25 protein-coding genes are annotated in these 24594 nt (G+C 59.9%); 11 read left to right on the top strand and 14 right to left on the bottom strand.

Annotation, left to right across the window (positions count from 1 at the left end):
• Positions 1–26: 26 nt before the first annotated feature.
• Complete coding sequence (locus M8Q45_RS19910; protein WP_249876086.1) at positions 27–1202, bottom strand: aspartate aminotransferase family protein; 1176 nt, start codon at positions 1200–1202, stop codon at positions 27–29.
• A 98-nt stretch (positions 1203–1300) separates the two neighbouring features.
• Between M8Q45_RS19910 and M8Q45_RS19915 the strand changes: the two genes are divergently transcribed.
• The 4 genes from M8Q45_RS19915 (at position 1301) to M8Q45_RS19930 (ending at position 5055) form a co-directional block, all read left to right on the top strand.
• Positions 1301–2209, top strand: a complete 909-nt coding sequence (locus M8Q45_RS19915; protein WP_249876087.1) for a LysR family transcriptional regulator — start codon at positions 1301–1303, stop codon at positions 2207–2209.
• 187 nt (positions 2210–2396) lie between these two features.
• A complete protein-coding gene (locus tag M8Q45_RS19920) occupies positions 2397–3410 on the top strand; it encodes a sensor domain-containing diguanylate cyclase (protein WP_249876088.1) in 1014 nt (337 codons plus the stop codon).
• A 76-nt stretch (positions 3411–3486) separates the two neighbouring features.
• Positions 3487–4245, top strand: coding sequence for a DUF72 domain-containing protein (locus M8Q45_RS19925; RefSeq protein ID WP_249876089.1), 759 nt, complete (start codon positions 3487–3489; stop codon positions 4243–4245).
• A gap of 105 nt (positions 4246–4350) precedes the next feature.
• Positions 4351–5055 (top strand): hypothetical protein, encoded by a 705-nt coding sequence (locus tag M8Q45_RS19930; protein ID WP_249876090.1) that lies wholly within the window; start codon positions 4351–4353, stop codon positions 5053–5055.
• A 191-nt stretch (positions 5056–5246) separates the two neighbouring features.
• On the opposite strand, the gene M8Q45_RS19935 is transcribed toward M8Q45_RS19930, so the two are convergent.
• From M8Q45_RS19935 to hmpA, 9 genes are all read right to left on the bottom strand, one after another.
• Complete coding sequence (locus M8Q45_RS19935) at positions 5247–5561, bottom strand: helix-turn-helix domain-containing protein (RefSeq protein WP_030139928.1); 315 nt, start codon at positions 5559–5561, stop codon at positions 5247–5249.
• A complete protein-coding gene (locus tag M8Q45_RS19940) occupies positions 5558–5902 on the bottom strand; it encodes a toxin (protein ID WP_249876091.1) in 345 nt (114 codons plus the stop codon). The genes M8Q45_RS19935 and M8Q45_RS19940 overlap by 4 nt, the downstream gene beginning before the upstream one ends.
• Positions 5903–6043: 141 nt before the next feature.
• Positions 6044–6931 (bottom strand): heme o synthase, encoded by an 888-nt coding sequence (cyoE, locus tag M8Q45_RS19945; protein ID WP_249876092.1) that lies wholly within the window; start codon positions 6929–6931, stop codon positions 6044–6046.
• Between the two features lie 11 nt (positions 6932–6942).
• On the bottom strand, positions 6943–7278 hold the full coding sequence (cyoD, locus tag M8Q45_RS19950) for a cytochrome o ubiquinol oxidase subunit IV (RefSeq protein ID WP_249876093.1): 336 nt from the start codon (positions 7276–7278) through the stop codon (positions 6943–6945).
• The gene (locus M8Q45_RS19955; RefSeq protein ID WP_053125033.1) at positions 7279–7905 is read right to left on the bottom strand and encodes a cytochrome o ubiquinol oxidase subunit III; all 627 of its coding nucleotides are present in this window, start codon (positions 7903–7905) and stop codon (positions 7279–7281) included. It lies immediately after the preceding gene.
• Positions 7906–7908: 3 nt separating this feature from the next.
• Positions 7909–9939 (bottom strand): cytochrome o ubiquinol oxidase subunit I, encoded by a 2031-nt coding sequence (cyoB, locus tag M8Q45_RS19960; RefSeq protein ID WP_249876094.1) that lies wholly within the window; start codon positions 9937–9939, stop codon positions 7909–7911.
• Between the two features lie 3 nt (positions 9940–9942).
• Positions 9943–10890, bottom strand: a complete 948-nt coding sequence (cyoA, locus tag M8Q45_RS19965; RefSeq protein WP_181287658.1) for a ubiquinol oxidase subunit II — start codon at positions 10888–10890, stop codon at positions 9943–9945.
• A gap of 784 nt (positions 10891–11674) precedes the next feature.
• Positions 11675–12184, bottom strand: a complete 510-nt coding sequence (locus M8Q45_RS19970; protein WP_249876095.1) for a disulfide bond formation protein B — start codon at positions 12182–12184, stop codon at positions 11675–11677.
• A 299-nt stretch (positions 12185–12483) separates the two neighbouring features.
• Positions 12484–13665: an NO-inducible flavohemoprotein gene (gene hmpA / locus M8Q45_RS19975; protein ID WP_249876096.1), complete on the bottom strand. Its 1182-nt coding sequence runs from the start codon at positions 13663–13665 to the stop codon at positions 12484–12486.
• A 151-nt stretch (positions 13666–13816) separates the two neighbouring features.
• On the opposite strand from hmpA, the gene norR reads away from it, so the two are divergent.
• Positions 13817–15370: a nitric oxide reductase transcriptional regulator NorR gene (norR, locus tag M8Q45_RS19980; RefSeq protein WP_249876097.1), complete on the top strand. Its 1554-nt coding sequence runs from the start codon at positions 13817–13819 to the stop codon at positions 15368–15370.
• A 436-nt stretch (positions 15371–15806) separates the two neighbouring features.
• Here norR and M8Q45_RS19985 read toward each other — a convergent pair whose 3' ends face one another.
• Complete coding sequence (locus M8Q45_RS19985; protein WP_249875193.1) at positions 15807–16907, bottom strand: IS110 family RNA-guided transposase; 1101 nt, start codon at positions 16905–16907, stop codon at positions 15807–15809.
• A gap of 268 nt (positions 16908–17175) precedes the next feature.
• On the opposite strand from M8Q45_RS19985, the gene M8Q45_RS19990 reads away from it, so the two are divergent.
• The 4 genes from M8Q45_RS19990 (at position 17176) to M8Q45_RS20005 (ending at position 20537) form a co-directional block, all read left to right on the top strand.
• A complete protein-coding gene (locus M8Q45_RS19990) occupies positions 17176–18078 on the top strand; it encodes a chemotaxis protein CheV (RefSeq protein WP_030139917.1) in 903 nt (300 codons plus the stop codon).
• A 130-nt stretch (positions 18079–18208) separates the two neighbouring features.
• Complete coding sequence (locus M8Q45_RS19995; RefSeq protein ID WP_249876098.1) at positions 18209–18535, top strand: hypothetical protein; 327 nt, start codon at positions 18209–18211, stop codon at positions 18533–18535.
• A gap of 79 nt (positions 18536–18614) precedes the next feature.
• Positions 18615–19364, top strand: a complete 750-nt coding sequence (locus tag M8Q45_RS20000) for a YkgJ family cysteine cluster protein (protein ID WP_249876099.1) — start codon at positions 18615–18617, stop codon at positions 19362–19364.
• A gap of 201 nt (positions 19365–19565) precedes the next feature.
• The gene (locus M8Q45_RS20005; RefSeq protein WP_249876100.1) at positions 19566–20537 is read left to right on the top strand and encodes a 2-hydroxyacid dehydrogenase; all 972 of its coding nucleotides are present in this window, start codon (positions 19566–19568) and stop codon (positions 20535–20537) included.
• Positions 20538–20745: 208 nt separating this feature from the next.
• On the opposite strand, the gene M8Q45_RS20010 is transcribed toward M8Q45_RS20005, so the two are convergent.
• On the bottom strand, positions 20746–21648 hold the full coding sequence (locus M8Q45_RS20010; RefSeq protein WP_249876101.1) for a DMT family transporter: 903 nt from the start codon (positions 21646–21648) through the stop codon (positions 20746–20748).
• A gap of 136 nt (positions 21649–21784) precedes the next feature.
• Here M8Q45_RS20010 and M8Q45_RS20015 point away from each other — a divergent pair, with 136 nt between their 5' ends.
• Positions 21785–22660 carry a helix-turn-helix domain-containing protein gene (locus M8Q45_RS20015; RefSeq protein WP_249876102.1) on the top strand — a complete coding sequence of 292 codons (876 nt, stop codon included), beginning with the start codon at positions 21785–21787 and terminating at the stop codon, positions 22658–22660.
• 62 nt (positions 22661–22722) lie between these two features.
• On the opposite strand, the gene M8Q45_RS20020 is transcribed toward M8Q45_RS20015, so the two are convergent.
• Positions 22723–23133 carry an HPF/RaiA family ribosome-associated protein gene (locus M8Q45_RS20020; protein ID WP_249876103.1) on the bottom strand — a complete coding sequence of 137 codons (411 nt, stop codon included), beginning with the start codon at positions 23131–23133 and terminating at the stop codon, positions 22723–22725.
• A 521-nt stretch (positions 23134–23654) separates the two neighbouring features.
• On the opposite strand from M8Q45_RS20020, the gene M8Q45_RS20025 reads away from it, so the two are divergent.
• Positions 23655–23972, top strand: a complete 318-nt coding sequence (locus M8Q45_RS20025) for a DUF3509 domain-containing protein (protein WP_030139910.1) — start codon at positions 23655–23657, stop codon at positions 23970–23972.
• On the opposite strand, the gene M8Q45_RS20030 is transcribed toward M8Q45_RS20025, so the two are convergent.
• Complete coding sequence (locus tag M8Q45_RS20030; RefSeq protein WP_030139909.1) at positions 23969–24469, bottom strand: phosphate-starvation-inducible protein PsiE; 501 nt, start codon at positions 24467–24469, stop codon at positions 23969–23971. The two genes, M8Q45_RS20025 and M8Q45_RS20030, sit on opposite strands and share 4 nt — an antisense overlap.
• Positions 24470–24594: the final 125 nt, after the last annotated feature.

Consider the following 24594-nt stretch of genomic DNA (forward strand, 5'->3'; position numbering starts at 1 on the left):
CCGGTCGTCGCCCGATCGAAGCCATTTCATGCCTGCGCCAAACTACGGCTCACGCCCCTGGCGATCATCTCCACTTCCCGCCCGTCAATGGTCAGCGGCGGCAACAGGCGGATGGTCTTGCCCCGGGTCACGTTGATCAACAAACCATGGTCCCGGGCAGCGCAAAGGGCCAGGTCGCGCACCGGTTGCTTGAGCTCGATGCCGATCATCAATCCTTGGCCGCGAATCTCCAATACGTTCGGGTTATCCGCCAACTCGACCCGCAACCGGCTGAGCAATTGCTCGCCTTGGCGCCTGGCGTTTTCCAGCAGGCCTTGCGCCTCGATGATGTCCAGCACCGTGCAGCCGACGCGACAGGCCAGCGGATTGCCGCCAAACGTGCTGCCATGGCTGCCGGGGGTGAACAGCTCGGCGGCCTTGCCCCGCGCCAGGCAGGCGCCGATGGGCACACCATTGCCCAAGCCTTTGGCGAGGGTCATGACGTCCGGCACGATGCCCTCGTGCTGGAACGCGAACCACTGGCCGGTGCGGCCGATGCCGGTCTGGATCTCGTCGAGCATCAACAACCAGGCGCGCCGGCTGCACAGGTCCCGCAGCGCCCGCAAGTAACCCGGCGGCGCGACTTGCACGCCACTTTCCCCTTGGATCGGCTCCACCAGAATCGCGACGATACGCTCGCCATGGGCCTGCTGGATTTTTTCCAGCGCGGCGAGATCGCCAAACGGGACTTTGATGAAATCCCCCGGGAGCCGATTGAACCCCAGCCGTACCGATGGGCCGTCGCTGGCAGACATCGTGCCCAGCGTGCGCCCATGGAAGGCGTTGTCCATGACCACGACCAGCGGCTGCTCGACGCCTTTGTGCCAGCCATGCAGACGCGCCAGTTTCAACGCGGTTTCGTTGGCCTCGGCTCCGGAGTTGTTGAAAAACGCCCGGTCCATGCCCGAAAGCTGCGTGAGCTTGCCGGCCAGCCGTTGTTGCCAGTCGATGCTGTACAGGTTGGAGGTGTGCAGCAACAGGCCGGCCTGTTCACTGATGGCCGCCACCAGCCGGGGATGAGAATGCCCGACGTTGGTGACCGCCACGCCTGCCACGGCGTCGAGGTACTCGCGACCCTCCTGGTCCCACAGGCGCGTGCCCAGGCCATGGGTAAAACTCAGCGCCAAGGGTTGGTACGTGCTCATCAGGCAGGCGGCGGTCATGACATCTAGCTCCATCGGGTGGTTTTTTCCAGTATGGTTAGCCACCCTCAATGGATAAACATCGCTTTACTTCAATCATTTAAAATCAGAGCTTGATAATGGACCTGTTCCAGGCAATGACCGTTTACGTGAAAGTCGTGGAAGCCGGCAGCCTGACAGCGGCAGCCCAGGCCTGCGAAATGTCCACTACCATGGTAGGCAATCATCTTCGCGCGCTGGAGCAACGTCTCGGCGTGCGCCTGATCAATCGTACGACGCGGCGCCAACGCCTGACTGAATTCGGCGCAGCCTACTACCAGCGCTGCCTGGAAGTGCTGGGGCTGGTGGCCGATTCCGAGCGTCTGGCCGAACAGACCCAGGGCGAACCCACCGGCACCTTGCGCATCACCGCGCCGCTGACCTTCGGCACCGAACGCCTGGCGCCGGCCCTGGCCGAATTCAGCCAGCGCTTCGCTCAGGTCAAACTCGACGTGGTACTGACCAACCAGCGCCTGGACCTGCTTGACCATGGCTTCGACGTTGCCATCCGCCTCGGCCTTCCCGACCCGAAACTGATCGTGCGTCCGCTGGTGGACTACACCCTGACCATTTGTGCCTCCCCTGCTTATCTGGCGCGCAAAGGCACGCCGCAAAAGCCCGACGATCTGCAACATCACGATTGCCTGTCGTTTGCCTATTCCGCCGGCGACGAATGGCGCTTCGCCCAGGAACACTGGCCGATCAACGGCCCGGACGGCGAAATCAAGGTGCCGGTGAACGGACCGATGCTGATCAACAGCTCCTCGGGCCTGCACCGCGCCGCGTTGGCCGGCATGGGTGTGGTGATGTTGCCCGACGCGTTGGTGGCAAAGGATCTACAGGAAGGGAATCTGGTGGCGCTGCTGCAGGATTATCAACTGCCCCATCGGCCGATGAGCCTGATGTACGCCCAGGATCGCTACCGTTTGCCGAAGCTGCGCAGTTTTGTCGAGTTTGCGCTGGAAAAATGGGGTAAACCCCCACTGTAGGAGCTGCCGAGCGAAGCGAGGCTGCGATCTTTTGATCTTTCGCTTGGGACTCAAGCGCCTGGGGAAAGATCGCAGCCTCGCTTCGCTCGGCAGCTCCTACGGGCTCACCGCTAGTGACTCCTTCTCCCATCGGCTACTCTTCACCCTCGGAGAGCATTTTGATATCAGGGCTGATTGAGGAACAACGATGGACGACGCCTCGAAAATCGATTTGCTGCGGTTCGATTTGTCCGATCTGGACGAAAGCGTGCTGCACACCATCATGGAACTGGTGAGCGACGGCATCTGGGACTGGAACGCCAATACCGGGTTCGTTTATCGCAACCCCGGCTGGTACACCATGCTCGGCTACACGCCCCATTCACTGAGCAACACCGTGCTGACCTGGGAGAGCGTGATCCATCCGGAGGATTATCCTCAGGTGATGGCGCTGTTCGATGACTACCTGGAACAACGGTCGCCCAAATACCAAGCCGAATACCGCTGTCGCACGCATGACGGTTCCTATATCTGGATCGAAGACCGCGGCTACGTCATCGCCCGCAACCCCGACGGCAGCGTGGCCCGCATGATCGGCGCCCATCGCAGCATCGACGACAAGAAACGTCTGTTCGAGCAACTGGAACAGCGCAACAAATCCCTCGAGGCAGTCATCGAAGAACGCACCCGCGAACTGTCGCGGGTCAACCATCAATTGCAAATCCAGCTCGACGAAAACCGCAGGCTCGCCGAAACCGACGCCTTGACCCTGGTCGCCAACCGCTATCGCCTGGAGCAAACCCTGCCATTGGCCTGCGAACGCGCCCAGCGCTTTCGCGAACCGTTGTCGCTGATTGCCATGGATGTCGACGATTTCAAGGACATCAACGATCGATACGGCCATGCGTTCGGGGATGCCGCACTGGTTCAGGTGGTGCAAGCGGTCAAGCGCTGCGAGCGCGACGGCGACCTGCTGGTGCGTTGGGGAGGGGATGAATTCATCATGATCTTGCCAAACACATCCTTGGCCGATGCGGTCCTGATGGCCGAAACCATTCGCCGAGGCCTGTCCGACCTGCTGCCGGTGGGCGATTTCCAGATCACCATGAGCTTTGGCGTGGTGCAGCGGCTCGAAGACGAAACGCAGGAGTTGCTGATGGATCGGGCGGACCAGGCGCTGTATCGCTCCAAGATGGCCGGCAAGAACGTGATCTGCGACTGACTTGGGTTTGCAAAAAAGGAACCCTTGAGGCGTTTGTTGCGGTCATAACGTTGTCCCCGCAATCAGGTCTCTCACGTTGGCGACTCGACTCCCCCACACTTCGAACCTTTTCCTGGGCTGCGCCGGCTGGTCGTTGCCCAGGGCGCAATGGCCCTCCTTTCCCGATGAAGGCACCCATCTGCAGCGCTACAGTGCACGCTTCACAGCGGTGGAGATCAACAGCTCGTTCTATCGCCCGCACCGCCCCGCCACCTACGCAAAATGGGCAGACAGCGTGGCACCAGCATTTCGCTTCTCGGTGAAGGTCCCCAAGCAGATTACCCACGAACGACGCTTGCTCGATTGCGAGGGGCTTGTGGATGAATTCCTCGGGCAGTGCTCGCAATTGGGGGAGAAACTCGGCTGCCTGTTGATCCAGTTGCCACCGTCGCTGGCCTTTGACAACGCGCAGGCCGAGGCTTTTTTCAGAGCATTGCGTGATCGTTACCCAGGCGCTGCGGTGCTCGAACCTCGACACCCGAGCTGGCTCGCGTCCCAAGCCACGGCGATGTTGCAGGCCGAGCGCATCGGCCGGGTGGCCGCCGATCCGTCGCCGCTGCCGGGCGGCGATCAACCGGCGGGTTGGCCCGGCATTCGCTATTACCGTCTGCACGGCTCGCCGAAAATCTATTACACGCCTTACGACGACGTCCGGCTCAGGCAAATCGCCCAAGCCTTGCAAGCCGCCCCGGACACGCCGACCTGGTGCATCTTCGACAACACGGCCAGCGGCGCCGCGACACCGGACGCGTTGCGGTTGATGGCGCTGTTGCGCGACTCAAATGCGTACCGGTGACCGGTCCGACCGTGACAACACCGCCCGCGTCCAATAGATTAGGCGACCGGAAAAAGCTCAATGCCTTTCTCGCCTTATCCAGCTAACAGAAGTAGTGAAATTTCAATGTCCGATTCCAATACCGCTGAATCCGTAGTTACCTTGTCGTCCAAAGCGGAATACGAAAACTCCATCAATCTTTCACAGCATCTGCCCCAGGCCAAGACCATCAGCGAAATGGTCCTCGATGCGTTCCAGTCGAACCGCGAAAGCGACCAGATCCGCGAGCTGCGCACCGCCATTCGCCAGGCCCACGATGCGTTCGATGACGACAAGGCCTACGAACTGATGGGTCAGCTCAAGCAACTGAAGGATGCCGAAGCCGCGGACTTTGCCGCCCTGGAAGACCTGAGCAGCCGTTTCCCCATCAGCCGCATACTTTCCAGCTACAAGGATGATGCGGACTTCCAGGAACTGGTCTATGGGCTGGCCCTGAAAGTGCTGAACCAGACCCACCAGGCCATCAGCAACCCAAGCGGCAGCAAGGGCAAGGCCTCGCGGCCCAAGAAGGAAGCCGAGGTGTTCGTCATCAGCAAGGACGGCATCAGCGTCACCCTGCCCCTGCGCACACCCCGCTCCAAGCCGAACGTCGACCGCGAAGCCTTCGAATTCCTGGGTTTCAACTTCGTAGGCGAAGGCGACGACGCCGAACTGGAAAGCGAAACCTTCCTGGACAACGACGGCACCGAACAGCCGGCCACCCGCAAAAGCATCGTCACCGCGCTGCAACAGCAGAAAGCGTTCGACGGCTACAGCATCGCCCAGCAATAGACCCGAATCCGGGTCCCCTGTGGGAGCGAGCTTGCTCGCGATTGCGTCGTGTCAGTCCATATCAGCTCAACTGACCCACCGCTTCGCGAGCAAGCTCGCTCCCACAGGAATGTCGATAACTTCCGAATAACGATCATGAAAAAGCCCCGCACTCCTCTCGAAGGCGGGGCTTTTTCATAGCAACGGGCGGTTCACACAGCGCCAAGCCGCTCGACCATATCCGGAAACTTCTCGACCAATTTGATCAACAAAGCCGCCTGGGCGTTAGGCTTGGACTTTTCCTGCTCCCAGTTCCTGAGGGTGCCTGGACTGGTCCTGATGCTCTTGGCGAAAACGGCTTGGGACATATGAAGCCTGTCGCGCAGGGCCACGATTTCCTGGGCCGACACCTCTGGAACCGGTTTGTCTTCGATTGATATCTGGCGAAGGGTAATCTTGCCCTCGCGATGAGCGGCCATCTCCTCGACGCCTTGCATCATCTCCGCAAACAGATCGCGCTTTTTCATAAGGTACCCCGTACTTTCAACTCAGCTTCTATGGCGCGCTTGAGCGTCTTTTCTTGCTCAGAGGTCAGGTTTTCCAATTCGTCCTTGTCATAAATCGCGAACATCCAGAACTGACGATCATGCATCAACCAGTAGTAAATGACCCGCAACCCACTTCGCTTCCCTTTGCCACGACGTTCATCGAACCAGCGCAGCTTACGAAAGCCGCCAGTACGTGGCATGACGTCACCGACCTCCGGATGCTGCAGCATATAGAACTGAAGCAGGCGATACTCATCGTCAGTCAGGTAATGGCCGACCGTGGAGGTGAACGTAGTCGTTTCAAAAAATAGGGTTCGCATGGCAGAAACTATAGGCAAATCGCGTATAGATCAACAAGCCACAATCTATTGCGACGAATGACAGCGGCTCGCCATGACCCATTTCGAAAAAAAAGCCCCGCACTTCTCTCGAAGGCGGGGCTTTTTTGCAGCGTCTGGCGCTTAAGGCGCGTAAGTCAGCAGCAACTCACTCGGCACTTTGAAGTCCAGGGACATCATGACGCTCAGGGCGGTGATGGTGAAGATCGAGAACACGAACAGCTTGCGTGCCCAGACCCTGTCATCCACTGCCTTGTAGCCGGTCCAGGCCATGTACAGCCAGTACATGCCCATGGCGGCGGCGACGGCGAGGTAGCTCATGCCGGCGTAGCCGCTGAAGGTCAGCATCAAGGTCGCCACGAGGAACGCCAGGATGTACAGCAGGATGTGCTTCTTGGCCACTTGGATACCGCGCTTGACCGGCAATACCGGAATCGAGGCCGCCAGGTAGTCGTTGAAGCGGAAGATCGCGATGGCGTAGGAATGCGGCATCTGCCACAGGCTGAACATCACCAGCAGCGTCAGCGCCGCCATGTCGAAACTGTTGCTGACCGCGACATAACCGATCACCGGCGGCATTGCCCCCGACAGGCTGCCCACCAGCGTGCCGTGGACCGACTTGCGCTTGAGGTACAGGCTGTAGAGGCCGACATAGATGACAAAACCGATCACCGCGAACAACGCCGCCAGCGGGTTGGCGACCCAGTACAGCAGCCCCACGCCCGCCACGCCCAGCACCGTGGCGAATACCAGGGCCAGCTTCAGCGAAACCAGGCCCTGGACCAGCGCGCGGTTCCTGGTGCGTTCCATCTTGATGTCGATGTCGCGGTCGATGCAGTTGTTGAACACGCAACCGGACGCCACCACCAGGGAAGTGCCGATCATTGCCGCCAGGAAGATGGCCAGATCGACATGCCCTTTCGAGGCCAGGAAAAACCCGCCCGCCACAGAAAGCACGTTACCGAAAATGATCCCCGGCTTGGTGATTTGGATAAAGTGCTTCAGTGACATCCGGACTTTCCTCAGTGCGCCATCATGTTGGAGTGGATGCTGAACATGATCCACAACGACAAGCCGACCAGCAGTACGATCACCAGCGCCGCGAAAACGAACGCAATCACGTTGTTACGCTGGGCGGCCGAACGGTCCAGGTGCAGGAAGTACACCAGGTGGACCAATACCTGGACCACGGCGAAGATCAGAATGATCCAGAGCGTCAGGCTCTTCGGCAGCGTTGGATACATCACCAGGCCGAACGGAATGACGGTCAGGATCACCGACAGGATGAAACCGATGGCGTAGGACTTGACGCTGCCGTGGCCGGCGTCGTGGCCATCATGGGAATGAGCGTTAGCCATTTACAGGGTCCCCATCAGATAAACAACGGTGAATACGCAGATCCACACCACGTCCAGGAAGTGCCAGAACAGGCTCAGGCAGCTCAGGCGCGTCTTGTTGGTGGCGGTCAGGCCGTTTTTCTGGACCTGGTACATCATGATCGCCATCCAGATCAGACCGCTGGTCACGTGCAGACCGTGGGTGCCGACCAGGGTGAAGAACCCGGACAGGAAGCCGCTGCGGCTAGGGCCGTAGCCTTCGGCGATCAGGATGTGGAACTCGTTGATCTCCATGGCGATAAAGCCGGCGCCCAGCAGGAAGGTCATCGCCAACCAGCCCAGTACCTGGGTTTTCTTGCCCTTGAACAACGCCAGCATGGCGAAGCCGTAGGTGATCGAACTGAACAGCAGCAGCGCGGTTTCGCCCAGTACATAAGGCAGTTCGAAGATGTCGTGGCCCGACGGGCCGCCGGCGACGTTGTTAACCAGCACCGCGTATACCGCGAAGATCGACGCGAACAGAATGCAGTCGGTCATCAGGTAGAGCCAGAAACCGAATACGGTCATCTCGCCCGAGTCGTGGTGATGGTCATCGTGCCCATGGTCATGACCATGGGCGTGTCCAACATTGGTCACTAAGTTCGACATGGTTTAAGCCTGTTCCAACGAGGTTTCAACACGGGTGGCGGAGGCAGGGACTTTCCCGGCCGCGACCAGACGCTTGTGCTGCTCGGCTTCGATGCGTTCGATGACATCCACCGGCACCATGTAGCCCTGATCATCACGGGCGGCATGGATGGTGAAATACACCACGGTGCCGACCAGGCTGGCGATGGCCAGCCACCAGATGTGCCAGATCATCGCAAAACCGAACACGGTCAGCAGAGCCCCCATGACCACACCGGTAGCGGTGTTGTTGGGCATGTGGATCGGTGCGTACCTGGCCGGGGTCTGGTACGCGGTACCGTTTTCCTTGGCTTCGGTGAACGGGTCGATGGTTTCCGCTTTCGGCAGCACGGCAAAGTTGTAGAACGGTGGTGGCGAAGAAGTCGACCATTCCAGGGTATGGGCATTCCACGGGTCACCGTGTTCGCACATGTTTTCCGGCTTCTTACGATCACGCACACTGACGTACAGCTGGATCAACTGGCAGGCGATACCCACCGCGATCATCACCGCACCGAACATGGCGACGTACAGGTACGGCACCCACTCAGGGTTGGTGGTGGCGTTCAGGCGACGGGTCATGCCCATGAAGCCCAGAGCATAGAGCGGCATGAACGCGACGAAGAAGCCCGAGATCCAGAACCAGAACGCTGCCTTGCCCCAACCTTCGTGCAGCTTGAAGCCGAACGCTTTCGGGAAGTAGAACGCAAAGCCCGCGATGTAGCCGAACACGGCGCCGCCGATGATCACGTTATGGAAGTGCGCGATCACGAACAGGCTGTTGTGCAGTACGAAGTCCGCACCCGGGATGGCCAGCAGTACACCGGTCATGCCGCCGATGGCGAAGGTCACCATGAAGCCCAGGGTCCACAGCACGTGGCTGGTGAAACGCAGGCGGCCCTGGTAGATGGTGAACAGCCAGTTGAACAGCTTCACACCCGTCGGGATCGAGATCAGCATGGTCGCCAGGCCGAAGAAGGCGTTGACGCTGGCCCCCGAACCCATGGTGAAGAAGTGGTGCAGCCAGACCATGAAGCCCAGTACCGAGATCGCGCCGGAAGCGTAGATCATCGAGTGGTGGCCAAACAGTTTCTTGCCGGAGAAGGTCGAGATGACTTCGGAGAAAATACCGAACGCCGGCAGGATCAGGATGTACACCTCAGGGTGACCCCAGGCCCAGAACAGGTTGACGTACATCATCGGATTTCCACCCAGTTCATTGGTGAAAATGTGGAAATCCATGTAGCGGTCAAGCGTCAGCAGAGCGAGTGTAGCGGTCAGGATCGGGAACGAAGCGACGATCAGCACGTTGGCCCAGGTGCAGGTCCAGGTGAAGATCGGCATGTCCATCAGCTTCATGCCAGGGGTACGCATCTTCAGCACGGTGGCCAGGAAGTTGACCCCCGTCAGCGTTGTCCCCAGCCCGGATAGCTGTAGCGCCCAGATGTAGTAATCCACCCCCACGCCCGGGCTGTATTGCAGCCCCGACAGCGGCGGATAAGCAACCCAACCGGTCTTGGCGAATTCGCCGACACCCAGGGAAACGTTGATCAGCACCACGCCGGACACCAGCAGCCAGAAGCTCAGGGAGTTCAGGAATGGATAGGCAACGTCACGCGCGCCGATCTGCAGCGGCACTGCAAGGTTCATCAGGCCGGTGAAGAATGGCATCGCCATGAAGATGATCATGATCACACCGTGGGCGGTGAAGATCTGGTCATAGTGTTCAGGCGGCAAGTAGCCGGGCGAGCCCTCGGTGGCCATGGCCAACTGGGTACGCATCATGATGGCGTCGGCAAAACCGCGCAGCAGCATGACCATGGCGACGACGATGTACATCACGCCGATCTTCTTGTGGTCGACCGAGGTCAGCCACTCAGTCCACAGATAGGTCCACTTCTTGAAATAAGTGATACCTGCGAACAACGCCAGACCACCGAGCGCGATGATGGCGAGGGTCACCATGACAATCGGCTCGTGGAACGGGATCGCTTCCCAACTTAATTTACCAAACATCGTTTACTCCTCTGCCCCGGCAGCTGAATGCGAGCTCATGTCCATCCCTTCCATGTTGTGAGCCACTTCCTTCTCGCCCTTCTCGTGATGCATCGGCTTGCCCGGATTCATCCCTTCATACTTGTCGATGATGGTCTGGAACAGGTTCGGCGTTACCGACGAGTAGAGTTCGACTGGGTTGTTCTGGCTCGGCTTGGAAAGGGCTTCGTATTCAGCTTTTTCAAGCTGTTTAGGTGCCTTCTTGACTTCGTTTACCCAGGCGTCGAATTCTTCCTGGGTGGTGGCGGTCGCCTTGAACTTCATGCCGGTAAAGCCCGCGCCGCTGTAGTTGGCGGAGATACCTTCGAGTTCGGTGTTCTGGTTGGCGATCAGGTGCAGCTTGGTCTGCATGCCGGCCATCGCGTAGATCTGGCCGCCCAGGCCCGGGATGAAGAACGAGTTCATCACGGTGTCAGAGGTGACCTTGAAGTTGATCGGCGTGTGGGCCGGGAACACGATCTTGTTGACCGTGGCGATGCCTTGTTCCGGATAGATGAACAGCCACTTCCAGTCCATCGACACCACTTCGATGGTGATCGGCTTGACGTCGGAATCCAGCGGGCGATATGGGTCCAGGGCGTGGGTCGACTTGTAGGTGACATAACCCAGGGCAATGATGATCAGCACCGGGATGGTCCATACCGCCACTTCGATCTTGGTCGAGTGGGACCACTTCGGCGTGTACACAGCCTGGGTGTTGGACGCGCGGTATTTCCAGGCGAACAGGAACGTCATGACGATAACCGGCACGACGACCAGCAACATCAGCAGCGTGGCGGTGATGATCAGGTTTCGTTCATCCAGGCCGACCTGGCCCTTGGGATCGAGCAGGGTCATGTTGCAGCCTCCCAGCAACAACGTGCCGAGCAGCGGCAACAAGCCTAGTAATCGGGGGTACCTGTTTTTACTCATCTCACGACCTCTAAAGCAGCTTGCGCAATGCAGTTGGGTTTTGATCGCCAACACTTCACCCTGCCAAGGGTTGGCATTTTCTTGGATTGAATAAGGGCTGCCCGTCGAACGTCAGCGGCTGTTCGACACATCCTGGGCCAGCAGTGAGTTCTTATTCGTTGGTCAAAGGCCTAGTTCAAGCCCAATTCCATTTGGTGCGGATAGTTGGAGGCACCGACACCTGGGGTCGCATGGGGCGCTGGCGCCCGTCGACCACTCTCGTGCTCAAGCCTGAGCCGGGTCGGAAATTCGGTGCGGGCGATTGTAGTGAGGTGACGCGCTGTAGACCATGTCTCATCCCGAAATAATTTTTATCCGAACCGGCAACAATCTGTTGTCGATATCGCAACGGGCCAGCATCTTATCGAAATTCATTCTCAACAAGAACCCCAAAAAACGTAAGGCTACTACGCCCGATTTAGACAGCTCCAAGTCGTACGACCGAGCCTTGATAGCTTTCGGGCGCCCGTTTTTCGGGGGCTGGGCGGTGAAGCGCTTCGCTGTTAAAAATGCCTGCACGAGATCACCTCTACGGACTCTGCAAAGTGCCAGCAGGCTGTTTTTTTATTACAGATCCAGGCGTCAATTCGCGTCTTGAAAGGAGCCCGGGCGCAACATGTGTGACAACGTGTCGCACATTGCCACAGGCTATTCTTGCCTCGGATCAAGGCTGATCCTTACCGAGCCTGAAACGAAAAACGCCCCGGTTCCTGGTAAGGAAACCGGGGCGTCGTCCTGCATCGTCTCAGCGAATGGCTTTGCGATTGCGCGACACCAGCAATGGCACCAGCACGACGGTCAGCACGAACGCCACCAGCGCCCATTGCGCCAGCGACAATCCGAGGATCGGCGGATACGGGGTGGAGCAGAAACCATCGACCTGGAAGCCCAGCGGGAAGATTTTCGCCAGCGGCAGGTCATCGACAATCGGCTGCAGCACATCGATACCGCAGCTGACCGCCGGGAAGAACTGGGTGTATACGTGATGCCCTGCCACTCCCGCGCCGGCCAGGGCGCAAAGCACAACCAGGCCTTCAAAAATCGTCAGGCTGCGGCGGGTACGCATCGCCGCGCCGATGAAGGCGAAGATCGCGATCAGCAACAACGCATAGCGTTGCAGGATGCACAGTGGGCAGGGAGCCTCACCGAGGACCACCTGCATATAGAGCGCGCCGCCGATCAGCGCCAGGCAGATAAGCCCCAGCAGCACGAGATAGCGCCGCTCACGGCCCAGCCGCATCATTTCCTCATTCATTGCGTTTCCCTTAAGTGCATGGATCGACGCGCAGCCTTGCGGCACGTGGCGCGTTATCGGATGGCCGAAGTCTACACGCAGAAGATGAAAGAGCGGCAGTCGGCAGTATCGAGGGAATAAACAGGAAGGGGGTTAAGCGCGGATTAATTTCAGTACCGCGTCGGCAGAACCAACGCTATCGCGAGCAAGCTCGCTCCCACAGGGATTGGGGGTACGCCAACAGAATGGCCCCCGAAAAACTGTGGGAGCGAGCTTGCTCGCGATGAAGGCAACCCGGTCTCCCAGGTCGCCCGCAGCCTTTATTCCAACGCAGCCGCCGGCCCGAAGAACTCGTAGCGACTTTGCTCCGCCGGCACGCCCAACGCCTTGAGATGCCGCTTGATCGCCGCCATGAAACCCTTCGGCCCTAGGAAATAGGCATCGAGGTCACGTTGTTCCGGCAGCCACTGCGCCAGTTGGTCCTGGCTCAACAGCCCGACCTTGTCAGCTGCCGGACCCGTGCCGTCATGCTCGTCGTAGCAATAAAAGCGCTTGAGTTGCGGATGCCGGCTGGCCAGGTCGTCGATCCAGTCGCGGAAGGCGTGTACCTGGCCGTTGCGTGCGCAATGGATGAAGTGCACGGGACGCTCGGTCTGCAACGCCGCCTGCAACATCGCGAGGGTCGGGGTGATGCCGACGCCGCCACTGATCAGCACCAGCGGTTTGTCACTTTCCGTGAGATAGAAGTCTCCGGACGGCGGGAAGAGTTGGATACTGCTGCCGACCTGGAACTCGTCGTGCAGGTAATTGGACACCCGGCCACCCGCCTCGCGCTTGACGCTGATGCGGTACTGGCCATTGTCCGCCAGGGCCGACAGCGAATAATTGCGGCGCACTTCTTCACCGCCCAGGACCAACTTCATGCCGATGTATTGGCCAGGCTCGGCCTGCAGGATCGGGCCCTTGTCGGCCGGTTCAAAGTAGAACGAGGTGATTTCCGCGCTCTCCGGCACCTTCGCCGTGAGGATGAATGCCCGCTCACCGCGCCAGCCGCCCGGCGCCGCGGCCTTCTGGTCATACAGGCCGGCTTCGGCGCCGATCAGGATATCGGCCAATTGGTTATAGGCCGCGCCCCACGCCGAGATCACTTCCGGCGTGGCGATCTCTTCGCCCAGCACTTCGGCGATGGCCCGCAGCAGGCAGGCGCCAACGATCGGGTAATGTTCGGGTTGGATCTGCAAGGCCACGTGCTTGTTGACGATTTTCGCCACCAGGTCGCCCAACTGATCGAGCTGGTCGATATGGCGCGCATACATCAGCACGCCATTGGCCAGCGCGCGGGGTTGGTCGCCGCTGGCCTGGTGAGCCTGGTTGAACAGCGGGCGTACTTGAGGGTATTCGGACAACATCATGCGGTAGAAATGAGTGATGAGCGCTTCACCGCCACTTTCGAGCAATGGGACAGTGGAACGGATGATGGCGCGTTGTTCTCGACTCAGCATGGGTGACTCCTCGCGTGGTACAGATAACGGATACCCCATGCTTATCAGTTTTCATGCCATAAAATTTCTTCTTTATTTTCAATCACTTGAAAAATTAATAGTCATAAAGACACGGACGCCTATATAGTCGTTACGACCAGATGGAGTCATTATGACCGCAACCTCCTTGCTCACCTCACTGCTGCCCTTGGTGGCAGACCTGTCCCGTGAACTGCCGGAAGGCGAGCGTTATCGGCGCTTGCTCGGCGCCTTGCGCGCCCTGCTGCCGTGCGACGCCGCCGCGCTGCTGCGCCTGGAGGGAGATTGCCTCGTGCCATTGGCCGTGGATGGCTTGAGCACCGACACGCTGGGGCGGCGCTTCCGCATCAGCGAACACCCGCGCTTCGAGGCGCTGCTGGCCAATCCGCAACCGACGCGCTTCGCCACCGACAGTGACCTGCCCGACCCCTACGATGGGCTGGTCGAAGGCCTGGACGAACATCTGGAAGTCCACGATTGCATGGGTTGCCCACTGTTCGTCGACGAGCGCCCCTGGGGCTTGCTGACCCTTGACTCACTGGACCCGGAACGCTTCGAACCGATCGACCTGAGCGCCTTGCAAGCCTTCGCCAGCCTCGCCGCCGCCACCGTCAGTGCCGCCGAGCGGATCGAGCGGCTGGCCCTGAGGGCCGAGGATGAGCACCATCGCGCCGAGGTCTATCGCCAGGCCAGCGGCCAGCAGCATCGCGACATGGTTGGCCAGAGCAAGGCCCACAAACGCCTGGTGGAAGAAATCAAATTGGTGGGCGGCAGCGACCTGACGGTGCTGATCACCGGCGAAACCGGCGTCGGCAAGGAATTGGTTGCCCAGGCGATACACGCAGCCTCCACCCGGGCCGACCAACCGCTGATCAGCCTCAACTGCGCCGCCCTGCCGGACACCCTGGTGGAAAGCGAGCTGTTCGGTCATGTGCGCGGCGCTTTCACCGGCGCCATGAACGACCGGCGCGGCAAATTCGAACTGGCCGATGGCGGGACCTTGTTCCTCGATGAGGTGGGCGAGCTGTCCCTGACGGTCCAGGCCAAGTTGCTGCGGGTCTTGCAAAGCGGTCAGTTGCAACGCCTGGGCTCGGACAAGGAACACCGCGTCGACGTACGCCTGATCGCGGCGACCAATCGCGACCTCGCCGACGAAGTGCGCAATGGCCGTTATCGGGCCGACTTCTACCATCGCTTGAGCGTGTACCCGCTGCAGGTGCCCGCACTGCGTGATCGCGGGCGTGATGTGTTGCTGCTCGCCGGTTTCTTCCTGGAACAGAACCGGTCGCGCATGGGCCTGGGCAGCCTGCGCCTGACCAGCGATGCCCAGGCCGCGCTGCTGGCCTACGATTGGCCGGGCAATGTGCGCGAACTCGAACACCTGATTGGCCGCAGCGCGCTGAAAGCGCTGGGTCACTGCAAGGTACGGCCGAAAATCCTCAGCTTGGGCGCCGAAGACCTGGACCTGCCCCGCGCAGCCTCGGACAACATGCCGGTTGCCAGTCCTGCGCCCGCGCAGCCGGAAATCATGACCGGCGATTTGCGCCAGGCCATGGAAAATTATCAAAGGCAAATCATCATCGCTTGCCTGGAGCGCCACCAGCACAACTGGGCCAGTGCCGCCCGGGAGCTGGGCCTGGACCGGGCGAACCTGGGGCGGATGGCGAAGCGATTGGGCCTCAAATAACGGCAGAGGATGTTTTTGTGGCGGGGAGCTGCGTAGAAACTGTGTAGGAGCTGCGTAGGAGCTGCGTAGGAGCTGCCGAGTGCAACGAGGCTGCGATCTTCCCCCTGCCCCCCCAAATCTCAAGCGAAAGACCAAGATCAAGATCAAGATCAAGATCAAAAGATCGCAGGCTTCGCCAGCTCCTATGTATGGACTCGCCCCCACTGTCAACCTGCGTTTGAACACCGATACCCGGTTGCATCTATGTATAAGGCCTGTTCGAGGAAGCATGATCAGCTTCTGGCCAACATTGGGTGAGCTCGCGGTATGCCGATTACAGTGAGGCCTCAAGGGCCGGTAGGAGCTCAGGCATCTATCCGCGACGGTCTGACCTGGGGTCAATGTTCCTTAGCAAGGGTTGAGGCGGCTCAGCGCCCCGGTGGCACAACTCGGTAAATTAATGGTCCATCGCAGCCTCCGGACTAGACGCCGGTTGGCGACGATAGGTTTCTTCGTTTTGAAGCAATACCCAGATGATTCGTAGGTTGCGGTTGGCCAGTCGTACAGCCGCGCCTTTTTGGCCGTGACGGCTCAGCCAGCGTCGCAGTCGCCGATCATCTGGATGATCCGAATCCGGCCGCACCTGTTTCAACACCGCGTGCGCCCCCTGGATCGTCAAGCTTCGCAGGTAGGCATCACCACGCTTGCACATCTTGCCCAGTCTCACCGTCTGCCCGGTGCTGTGTTGTTCGGGCACGGTGCCGAAGTAGGCAGCAAATTGCCGGGCATTTTTGAACCTCTCAGGTTCGGTCTGCTTGGCCAATACTGCGGTGGCGATGATGGGGCCGATACCGCGTACCGTCATCAGCCGCTTCGCTGTTTCGTCTTCACGAGCCGCGACTTCCAGCCGCCCCGTCAGCACGCGGATACGTTCGCCCATCTGGCTCCACTCGCCCATCAACTCGGCGATCAGTTCTCGCAACATGTCCGGCAATGGTTGGGTGGCATCCTCCAGTAACCGGGGAATATTTCGATCAAGGGAGGTTTCACCTTGCGCAATGGCAATCCCATGCTCGAGCAGCAAACCGCGCATCTGATTACCCAGGGCGGTACGCCGCCGCACATAACCCTGCCGGGCCCGATGCAGCGCCTGCATGGCCAGTTGTGCCGTACTTTTGACCGGCACGGCTGCAATGCCCTTGTCCCGACCTGCCCGCAATATCGCCAGCACATCATTGCGATCGTTCTTGGCGCCGCTACGATGCTCGGCCACACGCTGCGCTGGCAGGATCCGCACCGCATTGCCCTGTTGCTGCAACTGTCGCGCCCAGGCCTGCGCCCCTGGCCCCGTTTCCATCAACACTGTCAGGCCTGTGGGCAATTGGTGCAGGAACTTCAAAAAGGCTTCACGCGACTTGATTCGTTGTTCGTAAATGACCTGGCCGAGAGCGTCTTCTCCGGCCACCTGGAACACGTTCTTGGCAAGATCCACCGCCAGGGTCGAACAGGCCGAAACATCGGCTGGAGACAGGCTGGTTTTGGTCGTATGCTTTTTCATGGGCTCGCCCTCGCTGTCGTTGGCTTCTTAAGAATGCCACCGTGGCGCTACAGACGCCTCGGCTTGGGCGAGTCCATCCAATTACAGTCGAGCGGGAGCAAGCGCCTTTGCCACAAAAGCGGCCGTGCACAAGAATTTGTCACAACGATCCTGGGCATTGGCAGCTTTTCGTCCTAAAGCCTGCCCCCTACAAGTCGATAACCCGTTATCAAAAGCTGTCTTGGCGATCTACATTCGCTCGCCCCACCTTTTTACACAGAAGGTTTTTATGTCTTCCAACAAAGCCCGCGCAGATTCACTTTCGCTTCTGCTATTTACCTTGCGCAGCGGCAAGCTGATGGCAATCAACCTGCTCAAGGTCAGTGAAATCATTCCCTGCCCGCCCCTGACCAAGCTGCCGGAGTCGCACCCGCACGTCAAAGGCATCGCCACGTTGCGTGGGACGTCACTGTCGGTGATCGACCTGAGCCGCGCCATTGGCGAGCGCCCGTTGGAAGATCCCGATGGCGGCTGCCTGATCGTCACCGACGTCAGCCGTTCCAAACAAGGCCTGCATGTCCAGGCCGTGAGTAAAATCGTCCATTGCCTGACCACCGACATCAAGCCACCGCCCTACGGCTCCGGCGGCGTGCGCGCGTTCATCACCGGCGTGACGTCGGTGGACGGCACGCTGGTGCAGGTACTGGATATCGAAAAAGTCATCCACGGCATCGCCCCGGCGCAAATCGAGACGGCGCCCACCGAACTGAGCATGGAAGACGCCGAAGTGCTCGGCAACGCACGGATCCTGGTGGTCGATGACAGCCAGGTCGCCCTGCAACAATCGGTGCATACCCTGCGCAACCTGGGCCTGCAATGCCACACGGCCCGCAGCGCCAAGGAAGCCATCGATTGCCTGCTGGAGCTGCAAGGCACCGCGCAGGAGATCAACCTGATCGTCTCCGATATCGAGATGTCGGAGATGGACGGCTATGCCCTTACCCGCACGCTGCGCGAGACGCCGGACTTCGCCCACCTCTACGTATTGCTGCACACCTCGCTCGACAGCGCCATGAACAGCGAAAAAGCGCGGTTGGCCGGTGCCAACGGCGTGCTGACCAAATTCTCTTCGCCTGAACTGACCAAGTGCCTGATCACGGCGGCCAAGGCCGTGGCTGAACAAGGCCGCTGATATCGCTGAAGTCGGTCGCGGCTTTTGTTGCCTCCAGCGCAACGAAAGCCGCGATCGCTCCTCGTCATCCGCCCCTCGCCGCACATCAGGCATACTCTCATCCTTGCTTCCCAGAACAAGGACTTTCCTGATGAGAACCCCAGCCCTGATTCTCTTCACCCTGACCGCCCTGTCACCACAAGTCCACGCCTCCAGCTCCGAAGCCTGGGCCACCTACGACAAGAAAGTACTCGCCAGCTGCGTCAAGGCCAGTGGTTTGAAAAACGCCGAACCGGTCGGCACCGCCGCGCAATTCGACGACCGCGTCGGCTACACCGCGCTGCTGTTGCAGGGCCAATACCCTCAGAAACACATGAAAGGCGCGACCGGCACCGAACTGTGCCTCTACCGCAAGAAAACCAAGACCGCCTATGTCACCGAATGGGACTCGATCCGTTCCACCGGCACTTCCCAGTGAATGGCGCATAACTTGCTTCGCACGGCTCAACTCGGCGTTTTTCTGACGCTGTTTCAGCCTATTTGCCTGCGGTCGATCAATGAATACAACGTTTTCCTGCGTAGGGTGCGGCAAGTGCTGCTCCGGTCATCACGTTCCCCTGACGCTCGACGAAGCCAGGATGTGGGCGAGTGACGCCGGGCAAGTGATCGTCCTGATCGAGGCCTTCCTGCCCAACGGCCTCGGCCTGCCCGTGGCACAGCGCGAACATGCCGAACGGCGCTCTGCGGTGGTCCGCAGCGGCACGAGCGAAGCCTTGGTGGCAATCACTTTTGCCGCTTACAACGCCGGCCCGTGCCACAACCTGGATGCCGACAACCTGTGCAGCATCTATGAGCGCAGGCCTTTGGTGTGCCGCATCTATCCGATGGAAATCAATCCGCACATCCCGCTCAATACCGCCGCCAAGGACTGTCCACCGGAGTCGTGGGAAACGGGTCCACAGTTGATCGTCGGCGGCAAGTGGGTGGATCAGGAACTGGCAGGATTGATCGAGCGCTCACGCCAGGCTGACCGTGAAGAAATCGGCATCAAGGAACGCATCTGCGCCTCCTTGGGCATTCATACCACGGCACTGAAGGGCGATGGATTCACGGCATACCTGCCGGACATGGCTGCGTTTGCCGCCGCCATCGACTTGGCCCGTTCGCAACCACTGCAGCCGCAAGCCAGCGAATGGCAGTTCCATTTGTCTGGGGATGATATCGCCACCCAGGTCACGGCCAGTGGCGCGCGGGTGGTCACGGAAGCGCCCGGCAATTACGCCTTTATTTCCCTGCGCGCGGCATGAATCTCTGAGAATCCCTGTGGGAGCGAGCTTGCTCGCGATAGCGGTGGGGCTGCTTACATTGATGCTGAATGTGACGGCCCCATCGCGAGCAAGCTCGCTCCCACAAGGAATTGGCTGCACTGTGAAATGCCATGCCCTCTCGCCTAACCGCCGCCAAGAATGTTAGCGTGCTTGGTATTCCTTGCAGATGAGCCTTGCACGATGAAAAAAACCGTACTTGCCTTCAGCCGTATCACGCCGCCGATGATCGAACGCCTGCAACAGGACTTCGACGTGATCGTGCCCAACCCGTCGAAGGGCGACATCAACGCGCAGTTCAACGAAGCCTTGCCCCACGTCCATGGACTGATCGGCGTCGGCCGCAAGCTTGGCCGCGAGCAGCTGCAGCACGCCACAAAGCTTGAGGTGGTGTCCAGCGTGTCGGTGGGCTATGACAACTACGACCTGGCGTACTTCAATGAACGCGGGATCATGCTCACCAATACCCCCGACGTGCTCACCGAAAGCACCGCCGACCTGGCGTTCGCCCTGCTGATGAGCAGCGCCCGTCGCGTCGCTGAGCTGGACGCCTGGACCAAGGCCGGAGAGTGGCAGGCAACCGTCGGGCCACAGTTGTTCGGCAGCGATGTGCATGGCAAGACCCTGGGCATCGTCGGCATGGGCAATATCGGAGCGGCGATTGCCCGACGTGGCCGGCTGGGGTTCAACATGCCCATCCTGTATAGCGGCAACAGTCGCAAGACAGCGCTGGAAAACGAGTTGGGCGCGCAATTTCGCGAACTGGACCAGTTGCTGGCCGAAGCGGATTTCGTCTGCCTCGTGGTGCCCCTCAGCGAGAAAACCCGCCACCTGATCGGCCAGCGCGAACTGGGCCTGATGAAACCGAGCGCGATCCTGGTCAATATTTCTCGCGGTCCGGTGGTGGACGAGCCAGCGCTGATCGAAGCCCTGCAGACCAACCGCATCCGTGGCGCCGGGCTGGACGTCTATGAGAAAGAGCCGCTGGCCGAGTCGCCACTGTTCCAGTTGAAAAACGCCGTGACCTTGCCACACATCGGCTCGGCGACCCACGAAACCCGGGAAGCCATGGCCAATCTTGCCGTGGAAAACTTGCGCAGCGCATTGACCGGCGAGCGACCGAAGAACCTGGTCAACCCGCAAGTCTGGAAATAAAACCCCCTGTGGCGAGGGAGCTTGCTCCCGCTGGGTTGCGCCGTGTAGGAGCTGTCGAGTGCAACGAGGCTGCGATCTTTCCACTGCCAATTGAGTCGAAAGCGAAAGATCAAGATCAAGATCAGAAGATCGCAGGCTTCGCCAGCTCCTACAGGGCCCAGCGGGAGCAAGCTCCCTCGCCACAGGGTCTATCGCCTGGCGTTGTGCATCAGCGGGCACCCAGCGCGACTTCCGTTGCTACGGGTCGTGGCTTGCGAAACACCAGCACGTTACCCAGCATCACCAACACCAACCCTGCCAGCGCTGGCGCCGTCCATTGATAGCCTTCCGCGAACGCCGAAACGTTCAACGCCACCACCGGAAACAAGACCGTGCAATACGCTGCGCGCTCCGGGCCCATGCGGCCGACCAGCGTCAGGTAGGCAGTGAACCCGATCACCGAGCCTGGGATCACCAGGTACAGCAGCGAGCCGACGTAGCGGACATTCCATTCCATGTCGAACGGGATGCCCTGGAACAGACACCACACCGACAACATTGCCGCCCCGTATGCCATGCCCCAGGCGTTGGTGGTCAGCGGCTTGAGGCCGGCTTTCTGTTGCAGGCTCGACAGCATGTTGCCCGCCGAGAAACACAACGTCCCCAGCAACGCCAACGCCAACCCGAGCAAGGTTTGCGGGCTTGCGCGGTGACCAGCCAGTTCCGGCCAGAACAATAGCGCCAGCCCGAACAGTCCCAAGGCGCCGCCCAGCAACACGTTACGGGCGATGCGCTGGCCGAAGAACACCCGGGCGTTCATGGCATTCCAGAGGGTCGCGGTGGAGAACACCACGGCAACCAATCCGCTGGGAATCCACTGGCTTGCGGTGAGGAAACACATGAAGTTGATGCAGAACAGGCAAAGGCCCTGGGCGAGGCAGATCAAGTGGCCGCGCCGGTTCATCACCTGCAAGCGGCGGCTGAGCAGGAGCATCGCGAACAGGATCAGCGCGGCAAGACCGAAGCGATAGACAATCGACACGGGAATGGCGACGACGCCCAACTGCAGCTTCAACGCGATCCAGGTGGTGCCCCAGATCAGTACGGTCATCAGGTACAACGAGAGATTCATGAGGGTGACTCCTGGCTATGGCCTCCAGTGTCACGTCGATGCATGCCCGGCGCTTGCGTAAACTTGCGGTTTTTATGCGGGCCAGGCTGGCAAGGGGCGGATGACGGAGTAGGATGCAAGCGTCGGAGAAACGATCATGGCCAGTCTGCAAACCCTGCAAGTATTCCAAGCCCTCAACAGCTCGCCCAACGCTCGCCTTGAGCACAGCGCCGAGCTCGGTGACGGCATGGCGGCCGCTTTGTGGAGCAATCACCACGACGCCCGCGACTACGAGGCGCCGACCCACCATACGCTGTCGTGCTATATCGCCGGCGGCACCGGTACGTTTCGCCGCGAACGGCCTGATACCACCGGCGCGCCCGACAAACTCTGCGTCCTGCCGGCCGAGCATGAATCAGCATGGGTCATCAACGGCGACATCCGCCTGGCCCACCTGTATTTCAGCCCGGAGCAGTTTGCCGTTGGCTGCGTCACGCTGCTTGATCGCGAACCCAGGCAAGTGCAGTTGCACGAAGCGACGTTTCTTGACGACCCGCAACAGGCGCAGCGCTTTCGCCAGTTGATCAACCTGAACTGGGACGAGCCCGCCGAGCGCCTGCTCACCACCAGCCTCGCCCATGACATGCTCAGCCACTTGCTGCTCAGCCAGGTCAGCCCGCGCCAGGGCCTTCGTCTCAAGGGCGGGCTTGCTCCCCACCAGCGGCGCATGCTGGTGGAGTACATCGACGCTCGACTGGCCGAGGCCATCAGTCTGGGACAACTGGCTGCGTTGTGCGCGCTCTCCGAATACCACTTTGCACGGATGTTCCGCGAAAGCTTCGGATTGCCACCCCATCAGTATGTGCTGGCAAGACGCTTGTCCCGGGCGCGGCAGCTATTGCGCAACACTTCGCAACCGCTGGGCGATGTAGCGCTGGCCTGCGGGTTTGCCAGCGCGAGCCACTTCACTCATCGTTTTCGCCAAGCCTTGGGCGCCACGCCTGGAGAATACCGCCAGGCGTTCCTGCGCTAAACGCAAACGGGCCTGCATGTGCAGGCCCGTTTTCAGTCAGACATTAAATTTGGACGGGGCAATCAACCATTGAGCACGGCCCGTTCGTTTTCCAGGAATTCTTCTTCCAGCATGGCATCGGCCAGTGCAATCGACTCGGTCGGACCGTTGGTGGCGGCGCGCTTGCCGCGCAGTTTGCCGAACAGATGCTCCAACTTGTGTTCCAGCTTGCTGGCGGCGCCTTCGATGGCAAGCTCCAGCGATTCTGCCTTGTGCGTCACTGAAATTGGCTGGTGGCCTTTTGGCCGCGCCTCGAGCTGGCAACGCAAGTCATGGGGGCCGGGCTTGTCGCCGTTCTCATCACCCAAATGAACCTCGACCCGTGTCAGGTCTTCTTCGTAGCGTTCGAGCGTGCTTTCAATGGTAGTACGTACCCACTCCTCCAGTCGGATGCTGCTTTGAATATGGTTATCGCTATTGACTTGGATTTGCATAGTTCATCCCTTATTTCGGCTAGCTCGCCAGGGGCCAATCGACGTTAGCGCAACGGCCCCTTGAGTACAGAGTCGGGCTGGCGGAAGAACAATTCAAGCCCTAAAAAAAGATAAATATTGATTTGCAAATAAAGCCGGACAACGGGCAAAAGCGCTGTTAATGTCGGGAGTTGCCTCACCCCACCCAAGCCCCTCCAAACACCTTCCCCATCTTGCACCGTCAGCGAACATCAACCGCTTCCTGCCCCGAAACGGGCTGCATGCATAGCCGCATTCCAGAGCATTCGCCCATCAGGCACCGGGATCATTGTCCGACAGTTTTTCCGGCATGGCCCTTGCTAACTCCTCTACAGGAGCCTGCAGAAGCTACCGAACGCGGCGAGACGGCGATTCCTGGCGAATGACGCCCTCCGCAACCTTTGGATGGACACGATCATGGAATGGCCGGTGGTCCGGTGTTGCGAACTAATCCCGATCATGGCCGGTCAACAACTGCACGTTCAATCAGGCGGTGACGCATCATGGACAACCCTTTTCAGATCATTACGGACGCCTTCGCGCCGCAGTATCAGATCAACCTGAGCATCCAGGGCCTGGATGGAAGCATCATGCTGACCCTTTCCAAGGGCGGGCGCATCGTCGCCAAGCGCATGATCAGCGCCCAGCAGCGCAACGATCCGGAACGGCTCAAACGCCTGGTGCAAAGCATCCAGTTCGGGATCGCCATCGAACAGGGCCACAGCGCCGTGGCCATCCTCGAAGCCATGACCGGCGGTGACAACATCAAAGTGCCGCCACCCCAAGCCCAAGGTCCGGCGCCTTCTGCCGCCGGCCTCTAGATTTCGCCCTTTTCCACTTCGGTATGTTCACTGGAACCCGCACCGATCTTGCGGTGCGGATGTTCGATCTTCACCGAAGGGAACTGCGACGAGGCGTAGCGCACCACCAGGATCGCGAACGCCAACAGCAAGATGCCGCCGCACAGGTAAATGATCCCCAGATCAGGCGGGCTGTGGTGGGAGACGTTGGAAATCAGCAGCCGCGTCAGCGCCGTGATCGCCACGTAGATCAAAAACCGAACAGGCATGTGGTTGGTCTTGAAATAGATCCCGACCATCGCACCCAATTCGAGGTAGATGAACAGCAGCAGGATGTCATCGATCTTGATGTGTCCCGTTTCGATCATCTGCAGGAATTCCATCACCGCAGCCCATGCGGTCACCGCACCAATGGCGAACAGCGCCAGGTAGTGAAACGTCTCGACGAACAGATTGCCCAGCGATTCGGCCAGTTGATGCACGTTCTGGCGCAGGTTCTCGGCCCAGTTGATTTTCACGATGTAGTTTCCTTAGGTCGACTCGACCGGATGATGCGGGTTGGACGTGACGGTTGTTCTGCATGCAGAAAAAAGGCCAGCAACCGAGGTGAGATGGCGACTGGCTGGTATTCGACACGTTGGCC

The sequence above is a fragment of the Pseudomonas sp. T1.Ur genome (assembly GCF_023516725.1).
Lineage (GTDB): Bacteria > Pseudomonadota > Gammaproteobacteria > Pseudomonadales > Pseudomonadaceae > Aquipseudomonas > Aquipseudomonas alvandae.